Here is a 15967-nt window from a genome sequence, read left to right as displayed (position 1 = left end):
CCGGGCCGCGGCGCCGCACGCGTTCACACCCGGCCGCGCGCCGTCCACAGTTCGGGGAACACCCACCTGCGGGCCCGCTTCTCCAGCCACTCCACGCCGGACGAACCGCCGGTGCCGGCCTTGCCGCCCATCGCGCGGCGGGTCGCCGCCAGGTGGTCGGACCGCCAGCGCCACACCAGCTCGGCCACCTCCGTCAGCGCCTCGCCCAGCCGCAGCGGCCCGCTCTCCGCACCGGTCCCCCGGCCGCCGTCGCCGCCGGCCGCGTAGATCCGCCGCCACGCCGCCTCCACCGCCGGATGCGGCTCGTACCGTCCGGTGCGCTCCCGGAGCAGCACCTCGTCGGGTATCACCGCGCCGTGCCGGGCCAGGTACGCCAGCGCCTCGTCGTACAGGCTCGGCGCGCGCAGCGCCTGTTCCAGCTCGGCGTGCGCCCGGGGCGTGCCCTGGTGCGGGACCAGCATCGAGGGCGACTTCTCGCCCAGCAGGAACTCCACGTGCCGGTACATCGCCGACTGGAACCCCGAGCCCTCGCCGAGCGCGGAACGGTAGGCATTGAACTGCCGCGGGGTCAGCCGCGCCAGCGGCTCCCACGAGGCGTTCAGCGCCCGCAGCTCCTGCGCCGAGCGGCCGAGCGCCGCCAGCGCCGCGGGCAGCCGGTCCGCGCGCAGCGCGTCCACGGCGGTGCGCCACTCGTGGACGAGCACGGTGAACCACAGCTCCATGACCTGGGTCGTGACCAGGAACGCCATTTCGCCCGGATCGTCGGTCAGCGGTCGCTGGAGGTGGGTGAGCACGTCCGCCTGGACGTAGCGCTCGTAGGGGGTTTCGTTCTGTCCGAAATCGGTCACCGGTTGCGACATCGTTGTCTCCTCACGGCTTGGTCGCCGTCAGGGTACGGGTGCCGACGGACAAGGCGCCCCGCTTCGTCACGGGGCGCCCTCGGTGGGAGATCTCCGTCAGGACAGGGTGTCGGCCGCCGTCGGGGAGCTGTCGCGGAGGAACTGCGCGCAGCGTTCGTACTCCTCCTGCTCGCCGATGGCCGCCGCGGCACGGGCCAGCGCGTGGAGCGCGCGCAGGAAGCCGCGGTTCGGCTCGTGCTCGAAGGGGATGGGGCCCTGGCCGCGCCAGCCGCTGCGCCGCAGCGCGTCGAGGCCACGGTGGTAGCCGGTGCGCGCGAAGGCGTACGACTCGATGCTGCGGCCCTCGGCGAACGCGTCGTCCGCCAGCTGGGCCCAGACCAGCGAGGACGCCGGGTACTTCGCGGCCACCTCGGCGGGGGCCGTACCGGCCGCGAGCAGCTCGCGGGGCTCCGGATCGTCGGGCAGGTGCGTCGGGGGCGGGCCCCCGAGCAGGTCTTCGTGAATGGCCATGATGTCCAGTCTGCCGGGTCCGCGGTGGAAGGCCCAGTTGCTTCCTGTGCCTCCTGGCGGACGCGTTACTTGAGCCGGGTGCCCGTGGAGCGCAGGTCGCCGCACGCCTGGGTGACCCGCTCGGCCATCCCGGCCTCGGCAAGCTTGCCCCAGCTGCGCGGGTCGTACGCCTTCTTGTTGCCGACCTCGCCGTCCACCTTCAGCACGCCGTCGTAGTTGCGGAAGGCGTGGTCGACGATGGGCCGGGTGAACGCGTACTGGGTGTCGGTGTCCAGGTTCATCTTCACCACGCCGTTGCCGAGCGCGGTGGCGATCTCCTCGCGGGTGGAACCGGAGCCGCCGTGGAAGACGAAGTCGAACGGGCTCGCCTTGCCGTGCTTCGCGGCCACGCCCTCCTGGAGATCCTTCAGCAGCTCGGGGCGCAGCACGACGTTGCCCGGCTTGTACACCCCGTGCACATTGCCGAAGGAGGCGGCGAGCAGGTACCGCCCGCGCTCGCCGAGGCCCAGGGCCTCCGCGGTGCGCAGGGCGTCCTCGACGGTGGTGTACAGCTTGTCGTTGATCTCGTGGGTGACGCCGTCCTCCTCACCGCCGGTCGGGGTGATCTCCACCTCCAGCACGATCTTGGCGGCGGCGGCCCGGGCCAGCAGCTCCTCGGCGACCTCCAGGTTGTCGCGCAGCGTCTCGGCGGAGCCGTCCCACATGTGGGACTGGAACAGCGGGTTCTCGCCGCGGGCCACGCGCTCCTCGGAGATGGCGAGCAGCGGGCGCACGTAGCCGTCCAGCTTGTCCTTGGGGCAGTGGTCGGTGTGCAGCGCGATGTTCACCGGGTACTTCTGCGCGACGACATGCGCGAACTCGGCCAGCGCCGTGGCCCCGGAGACCATGTCCTTGCTGTACTGGCCGCCCAGGAACTCGGCGCCGCCGGTGGAGATCTGAACGATGCCGTCGCTCTCCGCCTCGGCGAAGCCGCGCAGCGCTGCGTGCAGCGTCTGCGTCGAGGTGACGTTGATGGCCGGGTAGGCGAACTGGCCTGCCTTCGCCCGGTCGAGCATCTCGTTGTAGATCTCGGGGGTCGCGATGGGCATGTCCGCTCCTTGTGTTCTTGCCGTGTGCGTGGCGTTCGACTGCCCGAATATCCTCCCAGACGCCCGCCGCCACCGGGACAGCGCGCGACAGTTTCACGTGAAACCATCACGCAGGGTGATATGCGCTGGCCGGAGCGGCCACGTCGCACCGTGCGCCCGGCGCGCCGCGGGGCCGCAAGCCGCGCGCAAACCGGGGGGCAGGCACCAGCCAAGCCGCGCTTCAGGCGTCGGCGAGCCCCAGATCGTCCAGCGTGAACGCGGAACGGTAGGCGAGCCCCGTCCGCGCCACGGCCGCCGCCGCCCCGCGGTCGACGATCACCGCGACGGCCACCACCTCGGCCCCCGCCTCGTGCAGCGCCTCCACGGCCGTCAGCACGGAACTGCCGGTGGTCGAGGCGTCCTCGACCGCGAGCACACGGCGCCCGGCCACGTCGGGACCCTCGATCCGGCGCTGGAGCCCGTGGGCCTTGCCCGCCTTGCGCACCACGAACGCGTCCAGCCGCCGGCCGGCCGCCGCGGCGGCGTGCAGCATCGCCGTGGCCACGGGGTCCGCGCCCAGGGTGAGCCCGCCGACCGCGTCGTACTCCAGGTCTGCCGTCAGGTCCAGCATCGTCCGGCCGACCAGCGGTGCGGCCTCGCCGTCCAGGGCCACCCGGCGCAGATCGACGTACCAGTCGGCCTCCCGCCCGGAGGAGAGCACCACCCGGCCGTGCACCACGGCCTTGTCCTTGATCTGCTGCAACAGCTCGTCACGCACGCTCATGGCACCCGACCCTACGGCAGGGTCCGCCAGGTCCAGGTCGTGGAGATCTCCAGCGGTTCCAGCGGGGTGACCAGGCGCGGGTGGGTGTTGAGGCCGTTGGGCGGCCCCGACTGCGGCTCCACGCACACCGCCTCGGCCTGCTCGTCGTAGATCACCGCCCACGGGCTCCGGCTGCGGACCTTCAGCTCCAGGTGCCCCGGCCAGGTCAGGGTGACGTCCACCCCGTCCGGCATGCCGAAGCAGTCGTCCCAGGGGCCGGGCTCCGGCGCGATGCGCCGGCCGGTCGGCAGGTGGTCGGCGCCCCGCTCCTCCTGCCACTCGGCGTCGAAGCCGATCTCCACGCCGGGGCCGCCCGGGCGCAGGTTGCGCAGGAACCACGGGTGCCAGCCGGCCTGGGCGGGGAAGGAGTCGCCGTCGGTCTCCACGCCGAGCGTGCACGTCAGCCCGCCGCCGTCCTCGGCCAGCTCGACCAGCTGGGTGACGCGGCCCGCGTACGGCCAGGGCTCCGCCAGTGCGCAGATCAGCGCCGCCGAGGTGGCGTCCGCCCGGACGGTGCGCCAGGGACGGCGGCGGACGGTGCCGTGAATGGCGTGCGGGGCGGCGTTCAGCGGCAGTTCGTGCGCCGTGGCGCCGTTCCTGAACCGCCCTTCCCTGGTCCTGCCGCACCAGGGCGCCATGATGAAGGAGCCGAACCGTTCGCCTTGGCGCAACAGCTCGGTACCGCCGACCCGCAGCGAGGAGATGCGGCCGCCCTGATCGGGGCGCAGCGTCAACTCGGCGTCGGCGGCGCGGAGTCGTACTCCGCGATCGGAGTCGTGGGTGGTCACCCCATGACGATAACGATTCGATGTACGTAAATCATAATGACGCCCTTGTGTGGGGCGCCTCGCGTCACCGGCGGCGGCGAATGGCCCGCGTCAGGACCACGGCCGTGGCCACGGCCAGCGCGGCCGCCGGGGCCGCCCAGCGCAGCGCCGCCGCGGGGCCGGGGGCGCCGCCGGGCGTGGGCTCGGGGGCGTACCGGCCGCGCGGCGGGGCGTGATCCACCTCTTCCGCGCTGCGGCCGATCATGGTGCGCCGGGCGAAGTCCGCTTCGGGCTCGTGCACCGGAAGATCCTCCTCGTCATCGAGACCCGGGTCGAAATCACGGTCAGGACCGGAGTCAAGACCGGCGCCGAGGTCGGAGTCGAGATCGGCGTCGAGATCGGCGTCAAGGTCGCCGCCGTCGAACCCGCGGTCGGACCCGGGGCCCGCATCGGCATCCGGATCGCGGCCGAGACCGGGCTCCGCGCCCAGCACGGCGTCGAACGCGGCGTCGTGGTCGGACTCGGCACCGGCCCCCGTCTCGTTGCCGCCCGCGCGCGCCGTACGCCCGGGCCCGGCGCCGGGCCCGGGCTCCGGCTCGGGGGCGGACGGAATGCCGGGAATGACCCGCTCGTTGTCGTCCGGCTCCCCGATGCCGCCGGCCGCGGGGGCCGGCTCGTCGGCCCGCGCCAGCTCCTCGGCCAGCGCCTCGGCGAAACGATCCAGCAGGCGGCGGCCCGCCGCCTGCCGCTGACCTGCGTCGAAGGTGCCGATGCGCCCCTTCCCCTCGACGGTGCCGTGGAAGGTCAGCGCGGTGCCGGAGCCGTCCTCGACCTCGCGCGGCACGACACTGAGCATGAGCGCCGCCTCGCCGGCGCCCCTGGCCTCGGCGCCCTGCGCCTCGACGGTGAGGCGGTCGCCGCGGGCCGTCACCGACATGGAGCCGCGGTAGGTGATGCTGGAGGAGCCGATGCGCACCCGCAGCCTGCCCTCGGGCGCGGCCGGGTCCGCGCCGGGCTCCAGCTGGAGCCCGGGAACGCACCGGACCACCCGGTCGGGCGCGGCGAGCGCGCTCCGCACGGCTTCGGCTGAATAGGGCAGGAAGACCTCGTGCTCCATGGCGCGGAGCCTACCCACTGCCCGGCACATAAGGCACTGGTCGCGCCAAATGCCACCCCCCGCGCCGTGGCGCTCACGGTGAGGTCACGGCGAGGGCCGCGGCGCGGGCGTGCCGCGACTCGGACGCCGGGCTCTCGCTGATCCGCTCGGCCGCGGCCCGCTCCAGCGGATCGACGGCCGCGGAGCAGGACACCAGGACGGCGATCACCGCCGCGTTCAGCAGAACGAGCCGGCGCCGCGCGGCGCGGGAGAGATCGCCGCGGAACAGCCACAGGACTATGACCGCGCCGGCCAGCGCGTTGACCACGCCGGTGCACAGCGCCGCGCTGAGCTTCCCGAGCAGCGGCAGCAGCAGGAAGGGGAAGGCGAGGCCGCCGAGCAGCGCGCCCACGTAGTCGGCGGCGGACAGGTCGGCCACCGCGCGGCCGGCGTCCTGCTCCCTAATGCGCTGGATCAGCGTCATCAGCAGCGGCATCTCCGCGCCGATCAGCACGCCGATGGCGAGGGAGAACGCGAGCAGCGCCGGTCTCGCCTCGCCGAACAGCAGGAAGGAGACGTACAGCACGGTCGCCGAGCAGCCCCCGACCAGCGCGAGCAGCGACTCGATCAGCCCGAAGTTGAGCGCGGCGCGCTCCCGCAGGCGCTTGGCGGCCAGTGAGCCGATGCCCATGGCGAAGACCATGAGGGACAGCACGATGGAGGTGTGGGTGACGGTGTCGCCCACCAGGTAGTCGGCGAGCGCGATGAGTTCGAGTTCGTACACGAGGCCGCAGGCGGCGCAGACGAAGACGGCGACGAGGACCACGAGGCGCCCGGCGCCCGCCGATACGGGGAGCACGGCGGTCGCTGAGCGCGGGGCGGCCGCCTGCCCGGTTGTATCGATCATGAACCGAACGTTACGTCACACTTCGGGTTGGCCTTGTCACCCACAGGAGTGGACTTGGGGTGATCCGTCGTACCGCTCACCCGGGTTCTCGTCGCCACCAGACACCGTTCCTGCGGGTACGCGTGCCAGGTCCGCCAGTGGAACTGGCCGCCCCTGCGCTGGACCACAAGCGCGGTGAACGCGTTCGGATCACCGGGAAAGAGGCCCGCGAGGCCGTACGGGTGTTCGGCGACCAGGGCGAGCAACTCCTGGGCGCGACCCGCGAACGAGCCCACGCTCAGGCTCTCCACGCGGGCCGCGAACTCGTATTCGAAGTTTCCCAGGCGCTTGGACACACCGAGCGGCAACGGGTTGTTGCTGCCCGGCATGCAGGCCACGGTTTCGGAGCAGGTGCCCTCGCGGCAGTCGAGCAGCACCTGATGGGAGGCGCCGAGCACGCGCAACTGGATATGTGCCCCGGCAAGTTCGACGTCGAGGGTGGCGAGCGAGGGCAGCGGCTCCCGGCCGAGGGCCCAGGCCAGGTCGCCCGCTCGGGTGTCGGTGAAGGCGGTGTGAATCGTGGTGAGCATGGGTCGGCTCCCGCATGCGCGCAGTTGAGGGTGGCGCGGACCGACCCTCCGGAGACAACGGGACCACCGAATCACGTAACACGCCGCCACCACAGCGTTTTTACCCAACTTAGCCAGGTTTCCATCCCGTCGGGGACAGGGTGGTCAGGTGTTCACCCCGCACCCGCCCGCCATACGAACAGTTGAGCCAGACCGTCCGCGAACTCCCCCAATCACCCCCGCAGTTGATCCACAGACCACACGGAATACCAACGTCGCACCAGCCTTCTTCACATCCCGGCCGTACCACGCCCGCCCCGGGACCGCCGCCGGCTCAGGGGGTGGGCAGCGGCAGATGACTGAGAATCGCCTGCTGCATACCCCGCAGTTGAGGCCCGGGAAAGAGGCCGTGGTCCACCAGCCGCCGGTTCGCCTGCTGGTAGACGGCCAGGGCCGCGCTGCTGTCGCCCGCGCCGTGCAGCGCCCGCATCAGCAGCTGGTACGCCGCCTCATCGGTCGGGCTGCCCACCAGGTGCTGCCGCAGCACGTCCTGCGCCCTGGCGTACTGCCGCGCTTCCAGGCATAGTTCGGCGACCTGGAGCAACGCGCGCCGCCGGTGGCCGTTCATCCGCTCCACCCAGCTCTCCAGCAGCGGACCGTGCTCGATGCCGCTGAGCGCCGGCCCGCGCCACAGGCCGAGGGCGCCCTCAAGCAGCTCACGGCGCTGCCGCGGGCAGGCCGTCACCTCGGCGCGGTCGACGAGCGCGCGGAACTCCTCGGCGTCCAGGCGCGCCTGCGGCAGGGCCAGTTCATAGGCGCCGAGCCCGGTCCGCACCGCGGCGGTCCCGACCTCGCGGCGCAGCAGCCCGATGTAGCCGCGGATATTGGCGACCGCGGAGTCCGGCGGCCCGCCCCGCCACAGCTCCGCGCCGATCCGTTCCAGTGTGACGGGCCCCTCCGCGACGAGCAGGAGCGCGAGCAGCGCCCGGGGCTTGGGCCACATGGGCCGCGGCAGGGCGCCCTCCCTGATGAAGGTGAAGGGCCCGAGCAGCCGGAATGCGTGCGCCCTGGTGCCGGGGAGCGCAGTGGGCGTGGACACCTGAATCCCCCGTTCCGAAGTCTCCGAACATGCAACGGGGTTCAGCCTGCCCCCCGCGGCTGAGCGAAAGCTTGACGGAAGCTGACCGCCGCCGTTCAGCGCGGACTCAGGCGCCGGGCGCGCTCCCCCGGCCGCCGAACGGGTGCGGGTGCGGGTTCACATCCGCGGGCGGCAGCGGGCTGGTGCGGTGCCCGAGCCGCACCGGCACCTCGGCGAGGCGCCGCAGCCGGTCCACGCGCCGGCGCGCGTGCCCGTAGGTCAGCGGCACCGTACCGGGCACCAGCACGTTCACACAGGCCAGGCCGCCCGCGGCGTGCTCGGCCGCGGTCTGGTCGACCACCACGACGTCCATACCGCGCGCGGTGTAGCGGCCGACGGCCTCAAGCAGGTGGCCGAGCAGGTCGTCCCCGGCGAACCCGCCGCGCTCCGCGCCGATGTCGACCGGCTTGCGGCTGGGCGCCGCGCTGGTGAGGAAGCGCAGCCTGGCCGCGGCGCCCGGATCGCCGTACAGCAGCGCGTGCTGCTCGGCCGTCCGCACCAGCTCGGGCTCCTGGGCCATGCGGCGGGCCAGCTCCGCCGCGCCCGCCTCCGCGTAGCCGTCGAGCAGGGCCGCGAGCGCCGGGCCGAGGTCGTGCAGCGCCCGGCGGATCGCCTTCTCCGGGTCGGGGTGGGCGCCCCCGGCGCACGCCACGGCGGGCCCGCCGTTCCCCGCGGGGTTCTCGGCCAGCGCCCACACGCAGGGGATGCCCTGCTCCGCCGAGACGTCGAACGCCCGGACGCGGTAGCCCGTTTCGGCGCGAACGGTGGCGGCGAGCAGCGGAACGGCGCGGTCGGCCGCCGCCGCCAGGTCGATCTCGGCGGCGGCGAGCCTGGCGTACCAGGTCATCAGCAGCGCGTCCCACCGGGCGGCCTGGAGCAGGCCGTGGAGGATCGCCTCCTCCAGGCTGCCGCCCACCGCGCTGCCGCCTGGCCCCTCGGCCTGCCCGCCCGCGGCGGGGTCGCGGTAGGCCAGGGACTGGGGCACCAGCACGCTCTCGCGCCTGGCGAACGACCAGCCCCACACCCAGGCGCGCGGGCGGTCCTGACACGGCTCCGGCGCGAACGGGTCGGCGGCGCGCGGGTCGAGGGCCCGGTCGCCCAGCTCCCGGAAGGTGGCCGTGACGGCGGTGGACCGCCCGCCGGGCGCGTTCCCGTACCGTTCGACGGCGCCGAGCAGCGCCGACAGCCGGCTGGCGCGGGCCGTCGGCGCGTGGCCGCGGCCCGCGGTCCTGCGGCCGGTGCGGAAACCGACCGGGGCGGACGTCACGACCAGGCCGCCGGCCCGGTGGCCGTCGAGGGAGGCGATGAGGCCGACCTGGTCGTCGACGTAGGCGTCGGTCAGCTCGCGCAGCGCGTCGCGCAGCGGCCGGGCGCGGAAGCGGCCAGGGCGGTGGGCCGGCCGGGCCTTGAGGGCGGGGACGGCGCCTTCCGCGGTGTCCGCGGGCACGTCGCCGCACACCTCGCACAGCGGCTCGGGCAGGAAGGGGTGCCGGGTGACGGACAGGTCGTCAAGCGCGACGCGCAGCAGCGCCCTGCGGGTGCGGGGCGCGCCCGGCTCGGCGCCCGACAGCCGTTCCGCCTCCTCGGCGACGAGCCCGGCGACGAGCCCGGCCGCGGTGCCCGTCAGCCACGAGGGGGCGGTGGCCGCGAGCGCGCGGCCGTGCCGCCGCCGGACGGCGTCGCGTTCGTCCTGGTCCGGGCGGACGCGGCGGGCGCGGGCCGTGGCGCAGTCGGCGCAGCCGGTGCCGCCTGGGACTTCGAGCGGGCCGACGACGGCGTGGCTCAGCTCGGTGCGCACCGGCAGCCAGCCGATGCCGTGGTCGGCGGCGGTGCGCCGCGCCGAGTCGTGCAGGGCCGTGTCCCAGCCCTCGTGCACGGCCACGAGCAGCGTGCGCGGCCCCGCGGTGCCGCCGCTTCTGGCGAGGACGGCGTCGTACAGCGCGCCGCCGGAGCCGAGCACGCAGATCCTGGCGCGGGTGGGCATGGTCTCGGGGCTGGTCATAGCACCACCACGTGAACGAGATAAGGCATCAGTTCCGCGACCGCGGGGTCGTGGTCGAGCGGCACCGCGACCGCGGTGTGGCCGAGGGCGTCGAGCCGCGCCGCCACCGCGGCGACGTCGAGCGGCGGGTTGACGGCCGGGGTGTGCGCGTCCCGCGAGCGCAGCGCGTGGGGCAGCCCGGGCACGACGGGGAACGGCGCGTAGCCGGTCTGGAGGTGGGCGCGCGCCTGCACGCCGAGCAGCACCTGGCGCAGCCCGTCGGTCAGGGCGGCGGCGGCCGTGAGCCCGGCGGCGCAGGCGACGGTGACGGGCCCGCGGCAGAACGCGTAGGTGGGCACGCCGAGTTGCCCGGTAATGTCGTAGGTCTCCGGCAGTTCGTCCAGCTCGGCGAGGATGTCCCGGCAGCGGGCGCCCTCCCGGCCGAGCGGCGCCTCGTCGAGCGGCACGCGCGGGTAGGGCCGCGTGGTTTCCCGCATCCGCACCAGCGTCAGCAGGCGGCAGTGCGCGAGGAGTCCCGCGGTGACGGCCTCCTGCCAGTCCTGGCCGCCGACGACGGGCGAGAACGGGTCGTCCGAGGGGCGCCAGGGCCGCAGCCCGGGGAACGCGTCCGCCACCGGAACGCGGTGGACGCGGCCCGGGTCGGCCAGTTCGTAGCCGAGCACCGCGGGCCCGTGCGGCTCGTCGGGCCCCGCGGCGCCGGCTCCGTGCTCCCCGTTGCCGCCGTCGGCGTGACCCGGCAGTCTCCGCGCGTCGAACTGGCCCGCGGCGTACCGGGCCAGGGCGGAAAGCGCGGCCTGGTGGCGGGCCTGGAGTTCGCCGAAGCCGAAGCCGATGGCGCTCAGTTGCGGTCGCCGCGTCACCACGGCGCGGGCGACGTGCAGCGGGGACTGCGCCCAGTCGGAGTCGACGAAGCGGAAGACGCCGAGCCGGTCGTCGGTACAGCTCGCGGCCCGCTGCGCGAACGCCTGCCCGCTGAGCCGCGGCCCGCGGCGCAGGGCGCGGACGCGTTCGGCGAAGCGGGGCCGGTCGGGCGCCGGGGCGGGCAGCGCGACAGGGTGCGGCAGGAACGGCCGGTGCCGCCCGGCGAGCGTGGCGAGGTCGATGGTGACCAACTCGCTCCGGTCGGGGGCCGGTTCGGCGCCGGTGACGATGCGGAACACGCTCTGGACAAGGCGGGCGGCCACCGCGAGGCGAGCGGCGGGCCCCGGGGCGGCGGTCACGGTCTCGGCGGGCGCGGCGAGCCGGGGCAGGGCGGCGGCCCAGCGGCCGGGCGCGCCGCCGGTTCCCGTCCAGCGCTGGAGGGGGACCAGCCACGCCTCGGGCCCGCGCACGACGGCCTGGGCGAGCGGCACCCCGGTGCGCGCGGCGCACCGTTCGACCAGCAGGGCGCGGTCGGCGGGGCGGCTGGTGACGTGCAGCACCAGGTCGGCGCGGTGGAGCAGCGCCGTCATCGCCTCGGCGTCGCGCGGCTCGGGATGCCGTTCCCACGTCAGCCGCTGACCCGAGTCCCGCGGCCGCGGCCGCGGCCCGCCCCCGTCGTCGTCGTCGTCGAACGCGACGACGCGCACGGTGCGCAGGCCGGAGGCGACGGCGGCGGTCGCGACGGCCGCGAGCAGCGGCCCCTCGCCCGCGACCAGCGTGCGCTGGGCGCGGTGGCGGACGAACGCGGCGGTGGCGTCGGCCTCGGTGAACCCGGTGATGTGCGCGATCTCCTGGGCGTATTCCTCGGCCTCGGCCGCGGTCAGCTCCGCGTGCCGCGTGGGCGCGGCGTCGCGCACGACGCCGGCGGCGCGCAGCCGCCGCAGCATCCGTTCGACGAACTCCCGCTGGTCGGGCGGCAGTCCTTCGGTCAGCTCCGCGACGGTCCTGCTGCCGTCGAGGCTCGAAAGTAAACGGTCGAGCCAGGGGCCCGCGGCCTCGCCCGCGAGCCGGACGGCTCCACTGGGGGTGAGCAGGTACGCGCCGTCGCCGGTGGCGGCGTGGTAGACGTCGTGTCGCATGATCGGCTTCATGACGGGGCTCCCTCGTCCCACGCGGCCTTCGCAGTGGTGTGCATCATCTGACAGAGAACTCCAACGTCCTTAAGTACCGCTCTGGTCCCGCCGGACGACGCTGCCCTACGGACGCCCGGGGAACACCTCCCTCTTTCAAGATCCGTCACGTGCGGCGTGATCTGCGTACTGCCTGCACGAGATCGACTCCTTCTGGCCGAGCGGCGAAGAAACCCGACCGCAAGCGTCGGCGAACGGGCTTGTCGGATACCTTGACAGGTTCTGAAACGGCGATTCAGCCACCCCCGCGCCGTTGCCTACGCACGCGCGTCCCCGACGGTATAACCGGGAAACTCCCGGGGGACGCGTGCGCCGGCACGCCGGATCGCGCCGAGGGATGGGGACGGATGACGCATGGTTGAGATACGGCTGCTCGGCTCCGTGGAGCTACGGGCGGCGAACGGCGCCCGGCTGGACCCGGGTCCTCCGCAGCAGCGGTGCGTTCTGGCCGTGCTGGCCATGTCGCCCGGCCGGGCGGTGACCGCGGAGACCCTGATCGACCGGGTCTGGCCGCGCCAGCCGCCGGGACACGTCCGCGACGTGCTCTACACCTACATTTCCCGGCTCCGCCGGGTGCTGCGGCGCCTGGGGGACGGCGCCGGCGGCCCCGTGCTGCGCCGGGGGGCCGGGGGCTACCTGCTCGACGTTCCGCGGAACGCCGTCGACCTGCACCGCGCGCGCCACCTGGCCGCGCGGGCCGCGGGAGGTGAGGACGCCGCACGCGCCGCCGAACTGCTGGCCGAAGCCGCCGCGTTATGGCGCGGCACACCGCTGTCCGGGCTGCGCGGCGAGTGGGCGGAGGGCGTCAGGGTGGGCCTCGAACGCGAGCTGGTCACCCTGCTCACGGACCGGTTCGCGCAGGAACTGCGGCTCGCCCGGCACGCCGACGTGGTGCCCGCCCTGTCGGCGGCGGTGCTCGACCACCCGCTGGCGGAGCCGCTCGCGGAACAGCTGATGCTGGCGCTGTACCGCTCCGGGCGGCAGGCGGACGCCCTCGCCGCCTACACCAGGACCAGACAGCGGCTCGCCGCCGAGCTGGGCGCGGAGCCGGGCGCCGCACTGCGGCGGCTGCACCAGCGCATCCTGCGCCGCGACCCCGGCCTCGGGGCCCGGGCGGCGGCCCCGGACGTGCGGCCCAGGCAACTCCCGCCGGACGTCACGTCGTTCACCGGACGCGCGGCGGAGATCCGCGAGCTCGACGGGCTGCTGCCGTGCGAGGGCGACGGCGGCGGGAGCGCCGCGGTGATCGTCACCGTCAACGGCGGCGCCGGCATCGGCAAGACGACGCTCGCGGTGCACTGGGCCCACCGCGTCGCCGCGCACTTCCCTGACGGCCAGCTCTACGTCGACCTGCGGGGGCTCGGCGCGGCCGGGGAGCCGCTCGACGCCTCGGACGCGCTGCGCGGCATCCTGTCCGCGCTCCGGGTGCCGCCGCAGCGCGTCCCGGCCGATCTGGACAGCCAGGCCGCGCTCTACCGCAGCCTGCTGGCGGGCAAGCGGATGCTCGTCGTGCTGGACAACGCCGGGGACACCGCGCAGTGCCGCCCGCTGCTGCCCGGATCGCCCGGCAGCCTGGCCGTCGTCACCAGCCGCAACCGGCTGCTCGGCCTGGTCGCTTCGCTCGGCGCGCGGGCGGTCAACCTGGACCTGTTCACCCGGGACGAGGCGTGGCAGATGCTCGCCGACCGGCTCGGCCCGCGGCGGCTCGCCGCCGACGCGCGGGCCGTGGACGGCATCATCGACACGTGCGCGCGGCTGCCGCTCGCCCTGGCCGTGGTCGCGGCGCAGGCCGCCGCGACCCCCGAGCGCTCGCTCGCCGAACTGGCCGACGGCCTCGGCGGTCCCGAGCCCCTGAACGCCCTCGCGGGGGAGGCGGGGGAGGCGGCCACGGACATCAGGGCGCTGTTCTCCTGGTCCTACCGGGCGCTGAGCCCGGCAGCGGCCCGCCTGTTCCGGCTCGGCGGGCTGCATCCGGGCCCCGACCTGACGCCGCTCTCGGCCGCCGCGCTGACCGGGCTGCCGCCGCGTTCCGCGCGGGCACGGCTGGCCGAGCTGAGCCGCGCGCAGCTGCTGACCGAACGCGAACCGGGCCGGTACGCCATGCACGACCTGCTGCGCGCCTACGCGCGCGAGCTGACCGCGGCCACCGACGACGCGGCGGAACGGAGCGCCGCGACGCGGCGGGTGCTGGACTACTACCTGCACTCGGCGCACCGCGCCCACCGGCAGCTCGGCCCCTCCTGGCGGCAGCCCACCGACCTCGGCACACCGCGGGACGGCATCGTCGTCGAGACGTTCGCGGACGAGGCCGCGGCGGTGGCCTGGTTCACGGCGGAACGGGCCTGCCTGCTGGACGCGTTCGAAGGGGCGGCGGCCGAGGAGCTCGACACGCTGGTCTGCGCCCTGGCGTGGGTCCTCACCGGCCTCCTCGACCGGCAGGGCCACTGGCACGACCTGGGCCGCGTCCAGGACACGGCTCTCGACGCGTCCCTGCGCCTGGGCGAACTCGGCGAGCAGGCCCGTGCGTTGAACAACAAGGCGCGGCTGAGCACCAGGTTCCTGCACTACGACGAGGCGCTGAGCCTGCTGCGGGACGCCCTGGACCTGCTGGAGGCGACCGACGACCGGCAGGGGCAGGCGGAGACGCATCAGCACCTCGGCTTCGTGCTGGAGAACTGCGGGCGGCTGCCCGAGGCGCTCGGCCACGAGCGCCGCGCGCTCGCGCTGTACCGCGCGGCGGGCAACGGGCCGGACGAGGCACGTTCGCTGAACGTCGTCGGCTGGCTGCTGGCCCGCCTGGGCGAGCACCGGGAGGCGCTGGACTACTGCCGCGAGGCGCTCCGGCTCCAGCAGGAGGGGGACGACGCGCTCGGCCTCGCCGCGACGCTGGACTCCCTCGGCTACGTCCAGCACCAGCTCGGCGCGTGGCCTGACGCCCTGCGCGCCTACGAGCGGGCCCTGTCCCTGCTGCGCGGCCCCGGGCTCGGGGACCGTTCCCTTGAGGCCGCGCTGCTCCAGCGGCTCGGCGACACGCACCGCGCGCTCGGGAACGACGCGGCGGCGGGCGAGGCGTGGGCCGACGCGCTGCGCATCATGGACGAGCTGGGCAGCCCGGATGTGGCTGAGGTGCTGACCCGGCTGCGCGATCTGGGCGTGGGCCCCGAACGGCTGCGGGCCTACCGCTCCTCGCGGCCGCCGGGCTGATCGGGCCCGGCAAGCAGCCGTTCGACCCGCTCGACCTTGCCGGTGAGGCCGTCGGTGACGCCGCTGCGCAGGTCGGCCTTCAGCACGAGGCTGACCCGGCCCGCGCGGGCGGTGACGGCCTCCACGGCCTGCTTCACCACGGCCATCACCTCGTCCCACTCGCCCTCGACACTGGTGAACATCGCGTCGGTCCGGTTGGGCAGGCCGCTCTCCCGGACCACGCGAACCGCCTCGGCGACCTCGGCCCCCACGTTCTCACCGGTGCCGATGGGCGTCACGGAGAACGCGACGATCACGGCGCGGTCCCCGTGCCCTCGCCCGCGGGGCCGCCGGCGGTCCCGGCGTCGCCCGAGTCCCCGGCGTCGCCCGAGTCCCCGGAAGCCGCGGGCTCCCCGGCCGCCCCCTCGGCGTTCCTGGCGTCCTCCGCGGGCTCAGCCGTGGACTCCTCGTCCTCGTCCTTGGCCAGCCCGAACCGGTCGACGAGCCACTTGTCGAACTCGCCCGCGGCCCGCACCCAGCTGACCACGCTGGCCACGAAGTGGTCGAAGCCGACCCCGGCCCCCAGCAGCAGCTGGAAGTCGCCGACGAGCCGGACCGTGCCGTCGTCGCTGGTGTGCGTGTAGACCTTGGGCCAGAGCGTCGAATGGTTCCACTCGTCGATGGCCTGGAGCAGCCGCGGCTTGTCGTCGACGGTGTGCGGCCGGTCGTAGAAGGTGCGAACCGTCAGCACCCGCTGCCGCTCCTCGCCGCGGAACATGAAGTACACGCGGTAGTGCTTCCACGGCGCGAGCAGGTCACCCGACTTGTCCACGGTGTGCTTCAGCTTCATGCGGTCCAGCAGCTGCTTGACCAGCTCCTGGTTCGGCATGATCGGCCCCGTGGGCCTGCCCGCCTGCTGCGGCTGGCCCTGCTGGCCCTGCTTGTCCGGCTTGCCCGGCTTACCCCCGAAGTTCGGGATGGCGGACGGATCGACAGACACAGGTGAGTCCCTTCG

Annotated in this window: 13 protein-coding genes and 1 pseudogene; 1 reads left to right on the top strand and 13 read right to left on the bottom strand. The window is 74.6% G+C overall.

Features of this window, described 5'->3' with window-relative positions; all coding sequences use genetic code 11:
- Positions 1–23: 23 nt before the first annotated feature.
- The 11 genes and pseudogenes from RM779_RS21125 to RM779_RS21075 form a co-directional block, all read right to left on the bottom strand.
- Positions 24–860: a tryptophan 2,3-dioxygenase gene (locus tag RM779_RS21125; RefSeq protein WP_311619311.1), complete on the bottom strand. Its 837-nt coding sequence runs from the start codon at positions 858–860 to the stop codon at positions 24–26.
- A gap of 96 nt (positions 861–956) precedes the next feature.
- The gene (locus RM779_RS21120) at positions 957–1370 is read right to left on the bottom strand and encodes a DUF3151 domain-containing protein (RefSeq protein ID WP_077059935.1); all 414 of its coding nucleotides are present in this window, start codon (positions 1368–1370) and stop codon (positions 957–959) included.
- Between the two features lie 65 nt (positions 1371–1435).
- Complete coding sequence (gene fbaA, locus RM779_RS21115; protein WP_311619310.1) at positions 1436–2458, bottom strand: class II fructose-bisphosphate aldolase; 1023 nt, start codon at positions 2456–2458, stop codon at positions 1436–1438.
- Positions 2459–2678: 220 nt separating this feature from the next.
- Entirely contained in the window at positions 2679–3221 is a 543-nt protein-coding gene (pyrE, locus tag RM779_RS21110; protein ID WP_311619309.1) for an orotate phosphoribosyltransferase, read from the bottom strand.
- A gap of 11 nt (positions 3222–3232) precedes the next feature.
- Positions 3233–4048: an aldose epimerase family protein gene (locus RM779_RS21105; RefSeq protein WP_311619308.1), complete on the bottom strand. Its 816-nt coding sequence runs from the start codon at positions 4046–4048 to the stop codon at positions 3233–3235.
- Positions 4049–4112: 64 nt separating this feature from the next.
- Positions 4113–5144, bottom strand: coding sequence for an SRPBCC family protein (locus tag RM779_RS21100; RefSeq protein WP_311619307.1), 1032 nt, complete (start codon positions 5142–5144; stop codon positions 4113–4115).
- A gap of 139 nt (positions 5145–5283) precedes the next feature.
- Positions 5284–6030 (bottom strand): annotated as a pseudogene (locus RM779_RS21095) (spermidine synthase); the annotation flags it as partial.
- Positions 6027–6599, bottom strand: a complete 573-nt coding sequence (locus RM779_RS21090; RefSeq protein WP_311619306.1) for a DUF2617 family protein — start codon at positions 6597–6599, stop codon at positions 6027–6029. The pseudogene RM779_RS21095 and the gene RM779_RS21090, both read right to left, overlap by 4 nt.
- Before the next feature lie 313 nt (positions 6600–6912).
- Positions 6913–7677 carry an AfsR/SARP family transcriptional regulator gene (locus RM779_RS21085; protein WP_311619305.1) on the bottom strand — a complete coding sequence of 255 codons (765 nt, stop codon included), beginning with the start codon at positions 7675–7677 and terminating at the stop codon, positions 6913–6915.
- Between the two features lie 106 nt (positions 7678–7783).
- Positions 7784–9718 carry a TOMM precursor leader peptide-binding protein gene (locus RM779_RS21080; RefSeq protein WP_311619304.1) on the bottom strand — a complete coding sequence of 645 codons (1935 nt, stop codon included), beginning with the start codon at positions 9716–9718 and terminating at the stop codon, positions 7784–7786.
- The gene (locus RM779_RS21075) at positions 9715–11730 is read right to left on the bottom strand and encodes a hypothetical protein (protein ID WP_311619303.1); all 2016 of its coding nucleotides are present in this window, start codon (positions 11728–11730) and stop codon (positions 9715–9717) included. The genes RM779_RS21080 and RM779_RS21075 overlap by 4 nt, the downstream gene beginning before the upstream one ends.
- Positions 11731–12123: 393 nt before the next feature.
- On the opposite strand from RM779_RS21075, the gene RM779_RS21070 reads away from it, so the two are divergent.
- The gene (locus RM779_RS21070; RefSeq protein ID WP_311619302.1) at positions 12124–14973 is read left to right on the top strand and encodes an AfsR/SARP family transcriptional regulator; all 2850 of its coding nucleotides are present in this window, start codon (positions 12124–12126) and stop codon (positions 14971–14973) included.
- Here RM779_RS21070 and RM779_RS21065 read toward each other — a convergent pair.
- Together RM779_RS21065 and RM779_RS21060 are read right to left on the bottom strand one after the other, a co-directional pair.
- Complete coding sequence (locus RM779_RS21065) at positions 14946–15269, bottom strand: MTH1187 family thiamine-binding protein (protein WP_311619301.1); 324 nt, start codon at positions 15267–15269, stop codon at positions 14946–14948. The genes RM779_RS21070 and RM779_RS21065 overlap by 28 nt on opposite strands.
- Positions 15266–15952 (bottom strand): YbjN domain-containing protein, encoded by a 687-nt coding sequence (locus tag RM779_RS21060; RefSeq protein WP_394813354.1) that lies wholly within the window; start codon positions 15950–15952, stop codon positions 15266–15268. Before RM779_RS21060 ends, RM779_RS21065 begins: the two co-directional genes overlap by 4 nt.
- Positions 15953–15967: the final 15 nt, after the last annotated feature.

The sequence above is a fragment of the Streptomyces johnsoniae genome, from assembly GCF_031845565.1.
Classification (GTDB): domain Bacteria; phylum Actinomycetota; class Actinomycetes; order Streptomycetales; family Streptomycetaceae; genus Streptomyces; species Streptomyces johnsoniae.
The sequence above is the reverse complement of the archived record's forward strand: the minus strand, read 5'-3'. Positions and strand labels throughout refer to the sequence as shown.

Excerpts from the sequence above, each read along its gene's own strand:
- RM779_RS21125 (WP_311619311.1), bottom strand. The coding sequence starts at position 860 with ATGTCGCAACCGGTGACCGATTTCGGACAGAACGAAACCCCCTACGAG.
- RM779_RS21120 (WP_077059935.1), bottom strand. The coding sequence starts at position 1,370 with ATGGCCATTCACGAAGACCTGCTCGGGGGCCCGCCCCCGACGCACCTG.
- fbaA (WP_311619310.1), bottom strand. The coding sequence starts at position 2,458 with ATGCCCATCGCGACCCCCGAGATCTACAACGAGATGCTCGACCGGGCG.
- pyrE (WP_311619309.1), bottom strand. The coding sequence starts at position 3,221 with ATGAGCGTGCGTGACGAGCTGTTGCAGCAGATCAAGGACAAGGCCGTG.
- RM779_RS21100 (WP_311619307.1), bottom strand. The coding sequence starts at position 5,144 with ATGGAGCACGAGGTCTTCCTGCCCTATTCAGCCGAAGCCGTGCGGAGC.
- RM779_RS21090 (WP_311619306.1), bottom strand. The coding sequence starts at position 6,599 with ATGCTCACCACGATTCACACCGCCTTCACCGACACCCGAGCGGGCGAC.
- RM779_RS21080 (WP_311619304.1), bottom strand. The coding sequence starts at position 9,718 with ATGACCAGCCCCGAGACCATGCCCACCCGCGCCAGGATCTGCGTGCTC.
- RM779_RS21075 (WP_311619303.1), bottom strand. The coding sequence starts at position 11,730 with ATGAAGCCGATCATGCGACACGACGTCTACCACGCCGCCACCGGCGAC.
- RM779_RS21070 (WP_311619302.1), top strand. The coding sequence starts at position 12,124 with ATGGTTGAGATACGGCTGCTCGGCTCCGTGGAGCTACGGGCGGCGAAC.